This window comes from Friedmanniella luteola, assembly GCF_900105065.1.
In the GTDB taxonomy this organism is placed as follows: domain Bacteria; phylum Actinomycetota; class Actinomycetes; order Propionibacteriales; family Propionibacteriaceae; genus Microlunatus; species Microlunatus luteolus.
The window spans coordinates 2,632,113-2,647,897 of the sequence record NZ_LT629749.1 but is presented as its reverse complement, the minus strand read 5'-3'; the positions used below and the strand labels follow the sequence as shown (position 1 = coordinate 2,647,897).

Genomic DNA, 15,785 nt, shown 5'->3' with positions numbered 1-15,785 from the left:
CGGCGGCCGACCACCGCGCGCCCGGCGTCCGCCGGTCCGGCGGTAGCGTGGGGCGCCGAGCCGCACCGTCGTCACGCCGCCGTCCGGAAGGGGAGCGCATGGAGCCCACCGCCACCCCGCCCGTGCAGGTGGAGGTCCGCCGCAGCGGACGGCGCACCCGCACCGTGACGGCCTTCCGGGAGGCCGACACCATCGTCGTGGTCATCCCGCAACGGATGTCGCGGGCCGACGAGCGCAGCTTCGTCGACTCCATGGTCGCCAAGGTGCTGGCGCGCGAGGCCCGCACGGCCGCGCCGCGGGGGGACGCCGACCTGCGGGCGCGCGCCGCCGACCTCGCGGCGCGCCACCTCGCGCCCCCGGCCGGCGCCCCGCCCCGGCCCGCGGACGTCCGCTGGGTGACCAACCAGCAGCGTCGCTGGGGCTCCTGCACCCCGGCCACCGGCGTGATCCGGCTGTCGCACCGGCTGCAGCCGATGCCCGCCTGGGTCGTCGACTACGTGCTGGTCCACGAGCTCGCGCACCTGGTCGAGCCCACCCACTCCGCCGCCTTCTGGCGCCTGGTGGCCCGCTACCCCGACGCGGACCGGGCGCGGGGCTTCCTCGAGGGCTACCTCGCCGGGCAGGGCCGCCCGGCCGTCGACGAGGCCGAGGACGACGACGTGGAGGAGCCCGACGGTGCTCGCGGAGCCTGACGGTGCGCGCGCGGAGCCTGACGGGGGGCCCCGCCGCGCGGTCCTCGTGCTGGCCCGGCACGGTGCCGGGGCCGCCGCGCCGCCGGGCGTCGACCCGCAGGACCTCGCCCGGGCCGCCCTGGCGGACAGCTACGAGGTGGTCGCCGACCTCGTCGGTGTGCGGTCGGGGATCGCGGGCGACGCCGACGCGGCCGACCTGCTCTGGCCCGGCGCGCTGCACCTCCCCGGTGCGCCGCTGGCGGCGCTCGCCGCGACGATGCGGGCCGAGGTCGACGAGCTGGTGGTCGTGCCCGGCGACGCGCCCGACCTGCCCGGCCTCGTCCTGGCGAAGGTCTTCAAGGTGCTGCACCGCAGCGACGTCGTGCTGGCCCCCGAGCGGGGCGGGCCGGGCGTCGTCGCGCTGGGCGTCCGGCTGCCGCTGGCGAGCTGGTTGCTGCCGCTCGACCTCGACCTCGACGCCGCCGACCTGCGGACCCGGCTGACGGCGGCGGCCCCCCGGCGGTCGGCCGTCCAGACCGCGCCCGACTGGCACCGGCTGCGCACCCCCGGTGCCCTCGCCCGGCTGGACCCCGGGCTGGAGGGCTGGGAGGAGACCCGGGAGCTGCTCCGGGTCGCGGGCGCGCTCGGCGTGCCCCGCTGATGGTCGACTGGGACCGCGGTGCCACCCTCGCGGTGCGCTTCCGCGCCCACGCCGGCGACCGGACGCACCTCTACGCCGTGGCCATGCGGGCGATGGCCGACGACTGGGAGGCCGGTGGGCCCGTACGGGAGGTCTGCGCGGGCCACGAGGACGCGCCGGAGGGCTCCGCGCTCCAGCTGCGGCTGCTGGCCGGGGTCTTCCGGCTGGTCCTCGAGGGGCGGGCGGATGCGCTGGCGCCCTGGTACGCCTGCCTGGGCGGGGACGCCCCGCCCTCGACGGTGTGGCCGGTGATGAGGGAGGTCGTCGCCGCGCACGTCCCCGAGCTCCGCACCGCGCTGGAGGTGGCGCCGCAGACGAACGAGGTCGGCCGGGCGGCGGCCCTGCTGGTCGGGCTCACCGACCTGGTCGCCCGGACGGGTTGCCGGCAGCTGCGGGTGCTCGAGCTCGGGGCCAGCGCCGGGCTGAACCTGCTGCTGGACCGCTTCCGCGTCACCGGGCCCGGCTGGGCCTGGGGGCCGGCCGACTCCCCGGTGGTGCTGGACGCCGCCGTCGACGGCGCGTTCACGCCGGCGCCGTTCAGGCTGGTCGCCCCGGCCGGCTGCGACGTGGCGCCGGTCGACGCCGGCACCGAGGCGGGCCGGCGGCTGCTGACGTCCTTCGTCTGGCCGTTCGACCTGCACCGGCACGCCCGGCTCGCGGGAGCGCTCGCGGTGGCCGCGCGGCACCCCGTGCGGGTCGACCGCGCCGGCGCCGCGGACTGGCTGGGGGAGCAGCTGGCGGGGACGGGTCCGGCCGCGAGCGGCCGGGACGACGACGCGGTGCTGACGGTGGTCTGGCACTCCGTCACCCGGCTGTACTGGTCACCGGAGGAGGTCGCGGCCGTCGAGCGGGTTCTGGCGGGGCACGGCCGCCGGCGACGGCTGGGCCGGGTGAGCCTCGAGTACGACGACGCGGCCGTGGAGGCCGGGGGGCACCCGGTGCTGACCGGCACGCTGTGGGACCCGTCGGCGGCCGCGGGTGCGGTGCCGCGGCGGCTCGCCACCGCGCACCACCACGGTGTCCCGGTGCGGCTGGAGCTCCCGGTGGGCCGGCCCGGCCGGTCCGGCGTCAGCCCTTGAGCAGGGCGCCCGTCAGCCCGTCGCGGATCATCCGGGCGCCGACCAGCGGCAGCAGCGCGCCGACGAGCGCGCCCTTCACGCCCTTGCCGCGACGCAGCAGCGTGACCTCGACGGTCGTGCCGCCGCGGTCCGGGGTCAACCGGTAGTCCCAGCGGCTGCCCACCGCCCACAGGTTCGAGGCCAGCGTGTCGGCGGTGACGGTGCCGGCCTCGGCGTCCCAGTGGTAGCGCTCGCGCTCCCAGCCGATCCGGTTGCCCTCCGTGACCTCCGCCCAGCCCGGCCCGCTGTCGTGCACCGTCAGGTTCGACGCGTCCACGCCCGGCCAGGCCTCGGCGCGGGCCGGCCCGAAGTCCGTGAGCACGCGGAGCACCCGGTCGGGCGGCAGCGCGGTCCAGAGGCTGGTGCGGACTTCGGGCATGCGGGCTCCTCCGGGCCGGGACGTTGCAGGCACCCTAGGGCCGACGAGGCACCCGGGGCCAGGGTCGACCCGGCCGGAGGACGCCCGCTCAGGCGGGCCGGGGACCCCGGTCGTCCGGGCCCTGCTCGTCCGGGCCCTGGTCGCCGGGCTCGCCGGGCTGCTCGCCGTCGAGCAGCTCCGCGAGCGCGGCGTCGAAGTCCTCGTCGGACTGCTCCTCGGCCGCGTCGCCGGAGACGAAGCCCAGCGGGTCGTCGAGGTCGCCGGTGGTGGGTACGAGGTCGGGGTGCGCCCACACCGCGTCGCGGCCGTCGACGCCCCGCGCCTCCCGGACCGCCGCCCAGAGGTTGGCCGCGTCGCGCATCCGACGGGGCCGGAGCTCCAGCCCGACGAGGGTGGCGAAGGTCGCCTCGGCGGGACCGCCGCTGGCGCGCGAGCGCCGGACGGTCTCGGCCAGGGCGCCCGCGGCGGGCATCCAGGGGGCGGTCGCCTGGGTGACGACGTCGTCCACCCAGCCCTCGACCAGCGCCAGCATGGTCTCCAGGCGCTCGAGGGTGGCCAGCTGCTCCGGGGTCTTCCGCGGCTCGAACAGCCCGCCCTCGAGCGTCGCGCTCAGCTCCTCCAGGTTGGTGGGGTCGATCTGGCTGACCGCCTGCTCCAGCGCCGAGGTGTCGATGGTGATGCCCGCCGCGTACTGCTCGACCAGCACGAGCACCTGCTCGCGGAGCCAGCCGGCGGAGGCGAACAGCCGCTGCCGGGCGGACTCGCGCAGGGCCAGGTAGAGGGTGACGTCGGTGCTGCTCTGCTCGAGGCCCTCGCCGAAGGCGGCGATGTTGGTGGGCAGCAGGGCGACGTGGCCGGGCTCGCTGAGCGGCAGGCCGATGTCGGTCGCGCCGACGACCTCCGCGGCGAGCTGGCCGAGCCCCTGGCCCAGCTGCAGGCCGAACATCGAGGCCCCGGAGCTGCGCAGCATCGGCCGGAGCATCTGCTCCATGCCCGCCATCCCCGGGATCGCGCCGGCCTCGTCGCCCCCGAAGCTGAGCGCCCCCTCCATCGCGTCGGCGATGTGGCTGGCCACCGGCTCGACGAGCCGGCGCCAGACGCCCATGGTGTTCTCGATCCACTCGGCGCGGCTCCAGGCGGCGACGGTCGTGCTGACCCGCGGGAAGCGGGTCGCCTCGTCCAGCCACACCTCGGCGATGGAGACGGCTTCGGTGATGGCGTGCTGCTGCGCCGAGGTCGGGGTCGGGTCCGGACCGAGGGAGGCGGCCGTCTTGCGCGCGGTGTCCTTCGTCACGTCCCAGTTGACGCCCGAGCCCGCCGCCGGGGCGCCGTGGCCGAAGAGCCCGCCCCCACCGGTGCCGGCGCCGAGCATGCCGAAGGCGTTCTGCAGCTGCTGCATGAGGGCGTTCATGTCGCCCGCGCCGCCACCGGCGCCGCCGAGGGAGGAGAAGAGGGCCTCGAACGGGTTCGGGGGCTGACCCTGACCGCCGCCCGAGGCGCTGCCGCCGGACGTGCTGCCGCCGGATGACCCGCCGCCGAGGCGGTAGCCCCGGTTGGGCGATGCGGGCCCGGTGCCCTCCGGGGTGGTGCCCCCGGGGCTCGCGTCGCCGGTCCCGCCCGGCTCGTCCTCGGGCTGGTCGGCGGATCCTGGCTGCCGGTCCTCGGCCATTCCCACTCCTGATGTCTGGCGTCACGACGGGGCACGGACGCGCTCCCTGGTCCGTCCACGGTACGCGCCCGGCTCGCCGCGGGCACGGGGAGCGGGCCGGGCCGAGGCCCGTGATCGCTCAGGGCGCAACCCCTTCCGCACCCGGTCCCGCCAGCGGGCTCGGCTAGGGTCGGGCCATGGCATCAGCAGTGCGGGAGGCGAGCATCGGCGACGCACCGATCAGCGTCGACCGGTTGCTCGGCCTGGTCCGCGAACCGGCCGTCGGCGGTGTCGCCCTGTTCGTCGGGGTGGTCCGCGACCACGACGAGGGCCAGGGCGTCACCTCCCTCGACTACACCGCCCACCCCAGCGCGCAGGCCGCCCTGGCCGCCTGCGCCGAGCGGGTGGCGCAGGCCCACGACGTCCTCACCGTCGCCGTCGAGCACCGGGTCGGGCACCTCGAGGTGGGCGACCTCGCCGTCGTCGTGGCCACCGGGGCGGTGCACCGGGCGGAGGCGCTCGCGGCCTGCCGCCAGCTGATCGATGACCTCAAGTCCGAGGTGCCGATCTGGAAGGAGCAGGCCTTCGCCGGCGGCGGCGTCGCGTGGGTCGGGCTGCCGGCGGCGGACGAGACGTGACCCGTCAGACCTGGACGGCGCTGGTCTCGGCGCTGGTCTTCGTGCTGCTCGCCGTCGCCCTCGTCGTCATCCCGGTGCCCTTCGTCACCTGGGGGCCGGGCAGCACCCGGGACACCCTCGGCGCGGTCGACGGGAAGCCGATCATCGAGGTGCAGGGCATCGCGACCCACCCGACGTCGGGCCGGCTCGACCTCACCGTCGTCTCCGTGACCCCGGCGGGAGCCCGGCTGAGCCTGCCGCAGGCCCTGCTGGCCTACTGGCTGCCGCACCGGGACGCCCTCCCGCTCGACTCGGTCTACGCGCCGGGGAAGTCGGCCGCCGAGGTGCAGGCCGAGGACGCCGACATGATGTCCACCGCCCAGGACGACGCGGTGGTCGCAGCGCTGCGGTCCGACGGCCAGCCGGTGACCGCCCTGCCCGCGATCTTCTCGGTCACGGTCGGCGGTCCGGCGCACACGAAGCTGCTGCCCGGTGACCTCGTGCTCGCCGTCGACGGCGTCCCCACGGAGGACCAGGACGCCGTCAGCCGGCAGATCCGCGCGCACAAGCCGGGGGAGAGCGTCACCTTCACCGTCGTCCGGCAGCGCCGGGAGCAGGAGGTGGCGGTGCCCACCGTCGTCTCCACCACCCAGGAAGGGGTGCCGGTCGTCGGCATCACCCTCGGCACGGGCTACCGCTACGACCCGCGGATCTCCTTCGAGCTGGGCCAGCGGATCGGCGGGCCCAGCGCCGGCCTCGTCTTCGCGCTGGCCATCTACGACAAGATCACCGCGGGCGAGCTGCTGGCCGGCCGCCACGTCGCCGGCACCGGCTCCATCACCCCCGACGGCGAGGTGGGCGGCATCGGCGGCATCCAGGAGAAGATCGCCGGCGCCGAGGACGCGGGAGCGAGCGTCTTCCTGGTGCCGGCGAGCAACTGCGACGACCTGGCCGGGGTCCGGACCGACATGACGCTGGTCAGGGTCGCCACCCTCCGCGACGCCATCGGTGCCCTGGAGACGCTGCAGCAGCCCGACGGCGCGGCCCGCGTCCCGCGCTGCTGACCCACCCGCACCCCACCGAGACCACCGGCGCCCCACCGAGCCAGGACGTGAACCCGATGAGCACCACCCCCCTCGACCCCGCCGAGCAGCACGACGCCCTGGTCGCCGCCCTCGTCGACCTGGAGCGGCACGTCGGCGCCGCCGGCTGGGACCAGCCCGCCCGGCTGTTCGCGCTGGTGCTGACCGACGTCTTCGCCGCCGCCGAGCCCGAGCTGGCGGGCGAGCTGGGGCTGCGGACCACGGCCGAGGGCGGGCCGCCGGGCGCTCTCACCGCCATCGAGCAGGAGGGCTTCGTGCCCACCGACGACCTGGTGGCCGACCTCGAGCAGCTGGAGTGGCCCGACACCGTGTTCGGCTGCGCCGTCAGCGCCGAGCGGACCTTCCTGCCCGCGGGCGCCGAGGCCGACATCCCCGACGACCCGGCGGCGGCCGCGGCCCACGTCGCCGCCCACCCGGACCGCGAGGAGATCCGGGTCGTGGTCGGCGCCGACCGCGCCGGCAACACCCACGGTGTCGCCCGGCTGGTGTCACGACCGGGTGAACTTCTCGGGGCCGAGGACCTCGTGCCGGGGCTCGGTGCGGCGCTGGCGCATACGCTGGCGTGACCGTCCAGGGGGTGGCGGGGAACCCCGCACCCTCCTCGCGCGGTTGTGCGGGCGAGGTCCACGGCGTGCCGGGGATCCCGTCCGGTGTCAGAGAACCCTAGGGAGAGTCGAGTTCGTTGAGCAGCGTACGGATCGGTGGACGCCGGAGTGCCATCCTGCCCACCCTGGTGATCGCGGCCGTCCTGGTCGTGCTCTTCGCCATCTTCACCAGCGTGTGGACCGACCGGTTGTGGTACCGCTCGTTCGACTTCGGCTCGGTGTTCAGCACCATGCTGCTGGCCCGGATCGGGCTGTTCGCGGTGTTCGGCCTGGTGATGGCGGCCTGCGTGGCCGCCAGCGCCGCGCTGGCCTACCGGTTCCGGCCCAAGGTGCGGGTCGGCGCCGCCAGCAGCCCGCTGCTGGAGCGCTACCGGGAGGTGCTCGAGTCCCGCTTCGTCTGGGTCGTGGTGGCCATCGGCGTCGTGCTGGGCCTGTTCGCCGGCGGCGCCGCCAGCGGCCAGATCTTCACCTACCTGGCCTGGCGGCACAGCACCCCCTTCGGGATCACCGACCCCAAGTTCGGCCTGGACATCGGCTTCTTCGTCTTCGGCTACCCCTGGTACCGCTTCGTGCTCTCGTTCCTGTTCGCGGTGCTCGGCTTCAGCGCCGTGGCCTCGGCCCTGGTGCACTACGTGATGGGCGGGCTGCGGTTCTCCGGCTCGCGTCGCGGCGCCAGCGGCGCCGCCCAGGCGCAGCTGTCGGTGCTGATCGGCCTGGCCATCGTCGTCAAGGCCGTCCAGTACTGGTTCGACCGCTACGGCCTGGAGATCCAGAACCAGCAGCTGCTGACCGGCATCAACTACACCGCCGACAACGCGACGGTCACCGCGAAGGCCATCCTCGCGGTCATCGCGGTCATCTGCGCGCTGCTGTTCTTCGCCAACGCCGTGCTCCGCCGCTGGGTGGTGCCGACCATCGGCCTGGTGCTGATGGTGCTGTCGGGGATCGTGCTGGGCGTCATCTACCCGGGGGCCGTGCAGTACTTCAGCGTCCGGCCGAGCGAGCCGACCCGGGAGCGCCCCTACATCGAGCGCAACATCGCCGCGACCCGGGCCGCCTACGCCATCGACGACGTCGAGATCACCAGCTACTCCGCCAAGACCACCGCGACGGCGGGCCAGCTGCGCACCGACGCCGAGGCCCTGCCGGGCATCCGGCTGATCGACCCCAGCGTCGTCGGCCCGGCCTACGAGCAGCTGCAGCAGGTCCGCGGCTACTACGCGTTCCCCGAGACCCTCGACGTCGACCGGTACACGATCAACGGCGCCGAGACCGACGCCGTGGTCGGGGTCCGCGAGCTGAACCTGGCCGGTGTGCCGGGCCAGAACTGGAACAACCTCAAGACCGTCTACACCCACGGCTTCGGGCTTGTCGCTGCCTACGGCAACCGCCGGCAGAGCGGCGGCGAGCCCGAGTGGATCGCCCAGGGCATCCCGCCCACCGGCGAGCTGGACGAGGCCGAGCCGCGGATCTACTTCGGCGAGTCCCCGTCGATCGACTACTCGATCGTCGGCGCCCCGGCGGGGACCCCGCCCGTCGAGCTGGACACCCCGGGTGGCGGTGAGGGCGGCAGCCCGAAGACCTTCACCTACGACGGCTCGGGTGGCGTCGGGATCGGCAGCCTGTGGCGCCGCGTCCTGTACGCCGCCAAGTTCGCCGACGTGAACATCCTGCTGTCCAGCCGGGTGAACGAGGCGTCCAAGATCATCTACGACCGCACCCCCAAGGAGCGCGTTCTCAAGGCCGCGCCGTGGCTGAAGGTCGACGGGGACGCCTACCCGGCCGTCGTCGACAAGCGGATCGTCTGGATCGTCGACGGCTACACGACCTCGAACTCCTACCCCTACAGCCAGCGCGTGCCGCTGAGCCAGGTGACGACCGACTCCCAGACCACGACCTCGGGCGGCGCCGTCGTCGCCCAGCCCAACTCCGACATCAACTACATGCGGAACTCGGTCAAGGCCGTGGTCGACGCCTACGACGGCTCGGTCAAGCTCTACGCCTGGGACACCGAGGACCCGATCCTCAAGACCTGGCAGAAGGCGTTCCCGGGCGTCGTGGAGTCCCGGGACGCGATCTCGCCGGAGCTGAAGGACCACCTGCGCTACCCGCAGGACTTCTTCAAGGTGCAGCGCCAGGTGCTGGCCAAGTACCACCAGACCGACCCGAACAACTGGTACCAGAACTCGGCGCTGTGGGAGGTGCCGAACGACCCGGTGAAGACCGCCGGGCAGGCGAAGGAGTCGCCGTTCTACCTCTCGGTGAAGTGGCCGGAGGACGACCGGGCGATCTTCTCCCTGACCACGGCGTTCGTGCCCCGGGGTCGCTCCAACCTCGCCGCCTACATGGCGGTCAACGCGGACGCGAGCAGCCCCGACTACGGCCGGATGCGCGTGCTGCAGATGTCGGACACCACCCAGATCGACGGCCCGGGCCAGTCCTTCAACGCCATGACGACCAACGAGACGGTGGCCGAACGGCTGCGACCGTTCCAGCAGGGCACCGCGCAGTCGTCCTTCGGGAACCTGCTGACCCTGCCCGTCGGCGGCGGCCTGCTCTACGTGACACCCGTCTACACCCAGCGCCAGGGCAGCACGGGCTCCTACCCGGCGCTGCGGTTCGTGATCGTCCGCTTCGGCCAGTCGGTGGGGATCGGGGACACGCTCCAGCAGGCGCTGGACCAGGTGTTCAAGGGTGACTCCGGCGCGTCGACCGGTGAGGACGAGCCGGCCGAGCCCACCCAGCCCGGGACGGGGACGCCGAACAGCTCGGCGGCCACCGAGGCGCTGGACGAGGCCCAGTCGGCCTTCGAGGCCGCCGACAAGGCCCTGACCGCCGGCGACCTGGGCACCTACCAGAGCCGGATCGAGGAGGCCCAGGCCGCCACGGAGCGGGCGCTCCGGGCGATGGGCCGCTAGGACCGGACCGGTCGACGACGAGCCCCCCGGGGGGACCCGGGGGCTCGTCGTGCGTCCGCGTGCGCCGACGAGCGGAGGGCCGGGCCCGGTGCCGCCGCCGTCAGCGCGGGCGGACCTCGAGGTCGGGGAACCCGACCGCCCGCAGCGGCTCCGCGACCACGTCGGCGTCGCCGACGACGACCAGGCCCAGCTCGTCGAGCCGGACCAGCTCCTGGAAGGCGCGGGTGGCGGAGGCGGGGGTGACGTCGGCGAGCGCGGCCAGCGAGCGGTCGACGTAGTCCACCGGCAGCCCCAGCAGCAGGTTGGTGCCGGCCTGCTCGGCGACGCCGTCGGCGGTGGCGTAGCGCAGCGGGGAGACCCCGACGAAGTAGGCGACGGCCTCGCGGACCTCGTCCTCGGTGAAGGGCCGCTCCGCCGTCTGCAGCAGCTCCCGGGTCAGCCGCAGCGCGTCGGCGACGACCTCGGTCCGGAACGAGCCCTGGACGGCGAAGCTGCCCCCGGACCGCATCGGCGAGAACGCCATCCGGACGCCGTAGGTGTAGCCCTTGTCCTCTCGCAGCACGGCGTTCAGCCGGGACAGGAAGGCGCCGCCCATCGCGTAGCTGGCCACGGTGAGGTCGGCCCACCGCGGGTCGGTGCGGTCGACGCTGAAGGCGCCGAACCGCACGTCGGCCTGGACGGCGCCGGGCCGGTCGACGACGACCGTGCTGCGGCCCCCGGGGGCGGGGGCCCGGTAGGGGACCCGGACCTGCGCGTCGTTGCGCCAGCCGCCCAGGTGCGTCTCGGCCAGGGCGACCGGGTCGAGGCCCGAGAAGTCGCCCGCCAGCACCAGCGTCGCCCCGGCCGGACCGTAGTGGCGCGCGTGGAAGGCCCGGACGGCGTCCGGCGTGACCGCGGCGACCGTCGCCGCCTCGCCGCCGTTCATCCGGGACGCCCGGCTGCCGGCGTCGAAGGTCACTGCCTTGAAGGTGTGGGTGGCCGTCTGCGCGGAGTTGGCCTGGGCCTGCTCGATCTCGGCCAGCCGCAGCGTGACGTGCCGGCGGACGTCGTCGTCGGCCAGGGCGGGGGTGGTGACCGCCTCGGCGAAGAGCTCCAGCGCGCGGTCCAGCCGGGAGGCCGGGACGTCCAGCACCAGCTGGGTGCCGGCCAGGGTCAGCTCGACGCCGAAGCCGGCCCCCTCGGTCTCCACCAGCTCCGCGAACTCCTCGCCCGGGTGCGCGCGGCTGCCCTCGTCGAGGACCCGCGCGGTGATCGTGGCGACCCCTTCGAGGTCGCGCTCCTCGGCGTCCAGCGGCAGGTCGAGCACCAGGTGCGCGGACACGACGTGCTGGCCCGGCCGGTCGAAGGTCAGGGTCCGGATCCCGTTCCGGAGGGCCCCCTCGACGGGCGTCGGGAAGGACCAGGCGCCGGGCGGGCCGACCGGCGGCTGGGACGGGGAGGTGGTCACGCGTGCTCCTGGCGGTAGGTCAGGGTGGCGCGCTGGTCGCTGCGGACGACCGAGCCGACGGCCTCGGCCACGTCGTCGAGGGTGAGGGCGTTCACCTCGGCGATCCGGGTGTTGACCAGCGCGGGGTTGCGGTGAAGGGTCGCGTGCTCGCCGAGCGCGTCGGCCCGCGAGTCGACCCGCGCCAGCTCGTGCAGCCAGTGCCGCTCGAACTGGGCCTGCGCGCGGCGGAGCTCGCGCTCGGTGGGCAGCGTGGTGGCCAGCCGGTCGACCTCGGCCACCAGGGCCTCCTCGACCTGCTCGACCGGGACCCCGTCGCGGGCGCGGGCGTAGGCGAAGCCGTAGGAGGTGCCGCCGATGAGGCCGAGGGCGGTGGCCCCGGAGCTCTCGGCGACCTCCGCGCCGCGCACCAGGCTCTTGTGCAGCCGCGAGGTCTGGCCGTGCCCGAGGACGGAGAAGGCCAGGTCGACGGCGTCGAAGGCCGGCGTCCCGCGGACCGGGAGCCGCCAGCTCAGGTAGACGGCCTCGGCCGGGACGTCGGCGGCGGTCTCGTCGCGCTCGGCGCCGGTGAGCGGCGGCAGCGGCGGCACGGCGGCCCGGGTCGGCTGCTGGCCGCTGTGCAGGCCGCCGAAGTAGGCGTCCGCCCGGGCGAAGGCCTCGTCCGGTTCGACGTCACCCACGATGGAGAGGACGGCGTTGCTCGGCATGTAGTGGGTGCGGAAGAACGTCTGGACGTCCCCGAGCGTGGCCGCGTTGAGGTCGTCCATGGAGCCGATGGTGGTGTGGCCGTAGGGGTGGTCGGCGGGGAAGGTCAGCGCGATGAGCCGCTCCATCACGTCGCCGTAGGGCACGTTGTCGTAGCGCTGGCGCTTCTCCTCCTTCACCACCTCGCGCTGGTTGTCCAGGCTCTCCTGGGTCATGGTGTCCAGCAGGCCCGCCAGCCGGTCGGCCTCCAGCCACAGGGCGAGGTCCAGCCCGCCCGTCGGCAGCGTCTCGAAGTAGTTCGTGCGGTCGAACCAGGTCGTCGCGTTCACCGACGCGCCCGCGGCCTGCAGCAGGCCGATGTGCTGCCCGGACGGGACGTGCGTCGAGCCCTGGAACATCAGGTGCTCGAAGAGGTGGGCGAACCCGGTGCGGCCGGGCTCCTCGTGCCGGGACCCGACGTCGTACCAGAGGTTCACCGCCACCGTCGGGGTCTGGTGGTCGGGGCTGGCGACGACCCGGAGGCCGTTGGTCAGCGTGCGCTGGACGATCGGGTAGGCGAGCGTCGCGCCGGCGCCGGAACTCATGGCCCCATCACAGCACGAGGCACCCGACCGGGCGTGCCGCAGGGCCGCGCCCGGACGGCGCCGTCGCTACCGTGGTGGCCGTGCTGATCGCCGAGGAGCTCCTGCTGCTGGCCCTGGACGACACGACTGGACGCCGGCTGGTGGGCACCGACCGGCTGGACCCGGCGCTGGGCGGCGCGCTGGTCGCCGAGCTGGCGCTGGCCGAGCGGATCGGGGTCACCAGCGACGAGGAGGGCTGGTCGCGGCGGGGCCGGGTCACCGTGACCGACCCGCGGCCGACCGACGACGCCGAGCTGGACCGCGCCCTGGCGGCCGTCGTCGCGGCCGAGGGGCGCCGGGTGAAGGACCTGCTGAGCGGGATGTCGAGCCGGCGGATCACCAAGGGCCTCCGCGAGCGGCTGGCGGAGCGGCTGGCGCGGGCGGGGGCGCTGGAGCGGGTGGAGGAGAAGGTGCTCGGGCTGTTCCCCTGGACCACCTGGCCGGCTCGGGACCGCGGCCCGGAGGACGAGGTGCGGCGCCGGCTGCACGGCGCCCTGGTCGCCGGCACCACCCCGGCCGAGCGCACCGTCGTGCTGGTCGCCCTGCTCCGGGTGGCGGGGCTGCTGCCCAAGGTGCTGCCCGACCAGGACCGGCGGCTGGTCCAGCGGCGGGCGAAGGAGCTCAGCGAGGGCGACTGGGTCGCCAAGGCGGTGAAGCAGGCCCTGGACGAGGTCGCGGCCGCGACCACGGCGGCGGCCGCCGGCGGCGCCGGCTGAGCCGGGCCGGACGAGCCGTGGACGAGCAGGGACCAGACGACGACGTCGTCCACGGCGTGGCTGCGGAACGCGTGAACGGGTGGTGGGTGCACCCACCCTTCGCTCACCCGGTGTCGGGAGCGGGAGCGGGAGCGGGAGACGGCGGCAGCAGGCCGGCGGCCCGGGCCGGCTCGGCGTAGGCCGCGGCCAGGGTCGCCGTCGTCTCGTGCGCGTTCAGCCCGCTCGGGTTGGGCACCACCCACAGCCGAGCGCCCTCCAACGGCTCGGGCTGCTCGCCCCCGCGGGCCCCCGGGTGGCCGAACGCCGTCCGGTAGGCGGTGATGCCCAGCACGGCCACCACCCGTGGGGTGTGCGTGCGGACGAAGGTGCGCAGCCGCGCGGCCCCGGCGCGCAGCTCCTCGGCGTCGAGCTCGTCGGCCCGGACGGTCGCCCGGTTCACCAGGTTGGTCTGGCCGATGCCGCGGCGGACGAAGTAGGCGCGGTCGTCCTCGGTCATCCCGGCGGCCCGGTCGAGGTCGCGGTCGATGATGCCGGCCAGCCGCAGCGCCGGGTAGAAGCGGTTGCCCGGGTGCGAGAAGTGGGTGCGGGTGCCGGCGGTCCACAGGCTCGGGTTGATGCCGACGAACACCAGCCGGACGTCCGGTCCGGCGAGGTCGGGGACCGCCCGGTCGCGGAAGCTCTCCAGCTCCGCTCGGGTGAACTTCACCGTCCGAACCTACCGGTAGCGTGACCGCCATGACCGCGACCCCGATCGACCTCGGCCGCCCCGTGGCCGGTGACGTCGTCGAGCTGATCCTCGACGACCACCGCCGCTTCGAGACCCTGCTGCGCCAGCTGCGGGACGCCAGCTCCGACCGGGACGCGGTCCGCCGGGCGCTGGCCGCCCTGCACGTCGCGCACGCCGAGGCCGAGGAGCGCCACGTCTACCCGACGCTGCGCGACGACCACGCGATCGGCGACCACGAGGCCCAGCACGGCGAGCACGAGCACGCCGAGGGCAACCAGGCGCTGCTGGACGTGCTCGAGCTGACCAGCGTCGAGGGCGAGGAGTTCGACGAGGCGGTCGAGGAGCTGTCGCGGCTGATCAACCACCACCTCACCGAGGAGGAGCTGACGATCCTCAACCCGGCCCGCGCGAAGGTCTCGGCGCCGGAGCTCGCCGAGCTGGGCACCGTGTTCGCCACCGAGCGCAACGCGCTGATCGACGGCGACTGCGGCCGGCTGGACAACGTCCGGGCGATCGTGGCCCGCGCCGAGCAGGAGGGCCTGCTCGACGAGGACGCGGAGGACTGACCCACCGGCCCCGGCCGCAGGGTCGGGCGTCCGGTCTCAGCCGGCGTCGAGCAGCGGCTGCAGCAGCAGGGCCAGGTGCAGCCAGGTCCGGTCCTGCCCGTCGCCGAAGCGCAGGCCGGTGAGCGTCTCCACCTTGGTCAGCCGGTAGTACAGCGTCTGCCGGTGGACGTGCAGCGCCTCGGCGGCCTCCTGGACGTTGCCGGCGCGGTCGAGGTAGGTGAGCACGGTGCGCACCAGCTCGGGGTCGCCGTGCTCGAGCAGCCGGCGCACCGGCGGGTCGAGCACCAGCGGGGCCAGCTCGTCGCGGGGCAGCGCGGCCAGCAGCCGGTAGAGGCCGAGCTCCGACCAGCGCGCCACCGGGCCGAGGGCCGGCACCGCCGCCCCGACGCGCGCCGCGAGCCGGGCCTCCAGCCAGCTGCCGCGCAGCTCGGCCGCGTCGGGCCGCGGGGAGCCGAGGCCGGCGACGAGCTGCCCCGGCCAGTCCGAGGGCAGCTCCGCGGCGTACAGCTCCAGGGCCCGGACCGCGGCCTCCTCCGCGAGGCCGGCGCCCTCCGCGTCCCGGACCGGGACGACCAGGGTGGTGCTGGTCGCGCCGCGCCCGGTCAGCACCGCGCGCGGCAGGCTCCACAGGTTCGGCGCCAGCGGGGCCGGGGTCGGCCCACCGAACGCGCCCACCACGACCGCCACGACCGGGGTCCCGCGCTCCAGCACCCCGGCGTCGGCCGTCCGCTCCGCCGCCAGCAGGGCCTTCTCCAGGTCGGGGGAGACGAGGTCGGCGACGGCGTAGGCGGTGTCGTCCTGCTGACGGCTGGCCGCGGCGAGGTAGGACGCGGCGTGCTCGGCGAGGGCCGCCGCCCGCCGCACGGCCGGGTCGTCCAGCGCGGTCGCCTCGTCCAGCGCCCACAGGTAGCCGTAGGTCACGCCCCGCCAGCGGCAGGGCAGGCAGAGCCGGGACCGGACGCCCTGCGCCGGGTCGGCCGGGGTGCGCAGCGGGTCGGGGCTGGTGGCGATCCCGAACTGCTCGAACCAGTCCCGGATGGGCCGGGTGGAGGTGCGCAGCAGGATGGAGCTGCGCCGGACGGCGTCGACCTCGGAGCGCTGGGTGCCGTAGCCCACCAGGTTGAAGTCACGGTCCTCGAGGGTGACGTCGGCGCGGAGCAGGCGGGACGTCTCGTCGACGATGTCCTGGAGCTCTGGTCGCACGGCGTGGCCCCCTGTCACCTGGCTTCGCCAATCGTCTGAGGA

At 75.1% G+C, this 15,785-nt stretch carries 15 protein-coding genes; 9 read left to right on the top strand and 6 right to left on the bottom strand.

Annotated elements, in window-relative coordinates:
• The first annotated feature begins 98 nt into the window (after positions 1-98).
• The 3 genes from BLT72_RS12485 to BLT72_RS12475 are packed head-to-tail and all read left to right on the top strand — an operon-like array spanning position 99 to position 2,450.
• The gene (locus tag BLT72_RS12485) at positions 99-692 is read left to right on the top strand and encodes a M48 metallopeptidase family protein (protein ID WP_091413190.1); all 594 of its coding nucleotides are present in this window, start codon (positions 99-101) and stop codon (positions 690-692) included.
• The gene (locus BLT72_RS12480) at positions 676-1,332 is read left to right on the top strand and encodes a hypothetical protein (protein WP_091413189.1); all 657 of its coding nucleotides are present in this window, start codon (positions 676-678) and stop codon (positions 1,330-1,332) included. The genes BLT72_RS12485 and BLT72_RS12480 overlap by 17 nt, the downstream gene beginning before the upstream one ends.
• Positions 1,332-2,450, top strand: a complete 1,119-nt coding sequence (locus BLT72_RS12475) for a DUF2332 domain-containing protein (RefSeq protein ID WP_091413188.1) — start codon at positions 1,332-1,334, stop codon at positions 2,448-2,450. Before BLT72_RS12480 ends, BLT72_RS12475 begins: the two co-directional genes overlap by 1 nt.
• On the opposite strand, the gene BLT72_RS12470 is transcribed toward BLT72_RS12475, so the two are convergent.
• Together BLT72_RS12470 and BLT72_RS12465 are read right to left on the bottom strand one after the other, a co-directional pair.
• Entirely contained in the window at positions 2,440-2,868 is a 429-nt protein-coding gene (locus BLT72_RS12470; RefSeq protein ID WP_091413187.1) for an SRPBCC family protein, read from the bottom strand. The genes BLT72_RS12475 and BLT72_RS12470 overlap by 11 nt on opposite strands.
• A gap of 88 nt (positions 2,869-2,956) precedes the next feature.
• A complete protein-coding gene (locus BLT72_RS12465) occupies positions 2,957-4,537 on the bottom strand; it encodes a zinc-dependent metalloprotease (protein WP_091413186.1) in 1,581 nt (526 codons plus the stop codon).
• Positions 4,538-4,713: 176 nt separating this feature from the next.
• Here BLT72_RS12465 and BLT72_RS12460 point away from each other — a divergent pair, with 176 nt between their 5' ends.
• The 4 genes from BLT72_RS12460 (at position 4,714) to BLT72_RS12445 (ending at position 9,759) form a co-directional block, all read left to right on the top strand.
• Entirely contained in the window at positions 4,714-5,154 is a 441-nt protein-coding gene (locus tag BLT72_RS12460; RefSeq protein WP_091413185.1) for a molybdenum cofactor biosynthesis protein MoaE, read from the top strand.
• The gene (locus BLT72_RS12455) at positions 5,151-6,197 is read left to right on the top strand and encodes a YlbL family protein (protein WP_091413184.1); all 1,047 of its coding nucleotides are present in this window, start codon (positions 5,151-5,153) and stop codon (positions 6,195-6,197) included. Before BLT72_RS12460 ends, BLT72_RS12455 begins: the two co-directional genes overlap by 4 nt.
• Positions 6,198-6,253: 56 nt before the next feature.
• Positions 6,254-6,802: a PPA1309 family protein gene (locus tag BLT72_RS12450; protein ID WP_091413183.1), complete on the top strand. Its 549-nt coding sequence runs from the start codon at positions 6,254-6,256 to the stop codon at positions 6,800-6,802.
• A gap of 116 nt (positions 6,803-6,918) precedes the next feature.
• Positions 6,919-9,759: a UPF0182 family membrane protein gene (locus BLT72_RS12445; RefSeq protein WP_091413182.1), complete on the top strand. Its 2,841-nt coding sequence runs from the start codon at positions 6,919-6,921 to the stop codon at positions 9,757-9,759.
• Between the two features lie 100 nt (positions 9,760-9,859).
• Here BLT72_RS12445 and BLT72_RS12440 read toward each other — a convergent pair whose 3' ends face one another.
• Positions 9,860-11,206 carry a M16 family metallopeptidase gene (locus BLT72_RS12440; RefSeq protein WP_091413181.1) on the bottom strand — a complete coding sequence of 449 codons (1,347 nt, stop codon included), beginning with the start codon at positions 11,204-11,206 and terminating at the stop codon, positions 9,860-9,862.
• Entirely contained in the window at positions 11,203-12,492 is a 1,290-nt protein-coding gene (locus BLT72_RS12435; protein ID WP_091413180.1) for a M16 family metallopeptidase, read from the bottom strand. The genes BLT72_RS12440 and BLT72_RS12435 overlap by 4 nt, the downstream gene beginning before the upstream one ends.
• A gap of 80 nt (positions 12,493-12,572) precedes the next feature.
• Here BLT72_RS12435 and BLT72_RS12430 point away from each other — a divergent pair, with 80 nt between their 5' ends.
• Positions 12,573-13,247: a GOLPH3/VPS74 family protein gene (locus tag BLT72_RS12430; protein WP_157720473.1), complete on the top strand. Its 675-nt coding sequence runs from the start codon at positions 12,573-12,575 to the stop codon at positions 13,245-13,247.
• 103 nt (positions 13,248-13,350) lie between these two features.
• On the opposite strand, the gene BLT72_RS12425 is transcribed toward BLT72_RS12430, so the two are convergent.
• Positions 13,351-13,953 carry a mismatch-specific DNA-glycosylase gene (locus BLT72_RS12425; protein WP_091413178.1) on the bottom strand — a complete coding sequence of 201 codons (603 nt, stop codon included), beginning with the start codon at positions 13,951-13,953 and terminating at the stop codon, positions 13,351-13,353.
• Positions 13,954-13,982: 29 nt separating this feature from the next.
• On the opposite strand from BLT72_RS12425, the gene BLT72_RS12420 reads away from it, so the two are divergent.
• Entirely contained in the window at positions 13,983-14,540 is a 558-nt protein-coding gene (locus BLT72_RS12420) for a hemerythrin domain-containing protein (RefSeq protein WP_091413177.1), read from the top strand.
• Between the two features lie 36 nt (positions 14,541-14,576).
• Here the strand turns inward: BLT72_RS12420 and BLT72_RS12415 are convergent, their stop codons facing one another.
• Positions 14,577-15,743, bottom strand: a complete 1,167-nt coding sequence (locus BLT72_RS12415; RefSeq protein ID WP_197677013.1) for a PucR family transcriptional regulator — start codon at positions 15,741-15,743, stop codon at positions 14,577-14,579.
• Between the last annotated feature and the right edge of the window lie 42 nt (positions 15,744-15,785).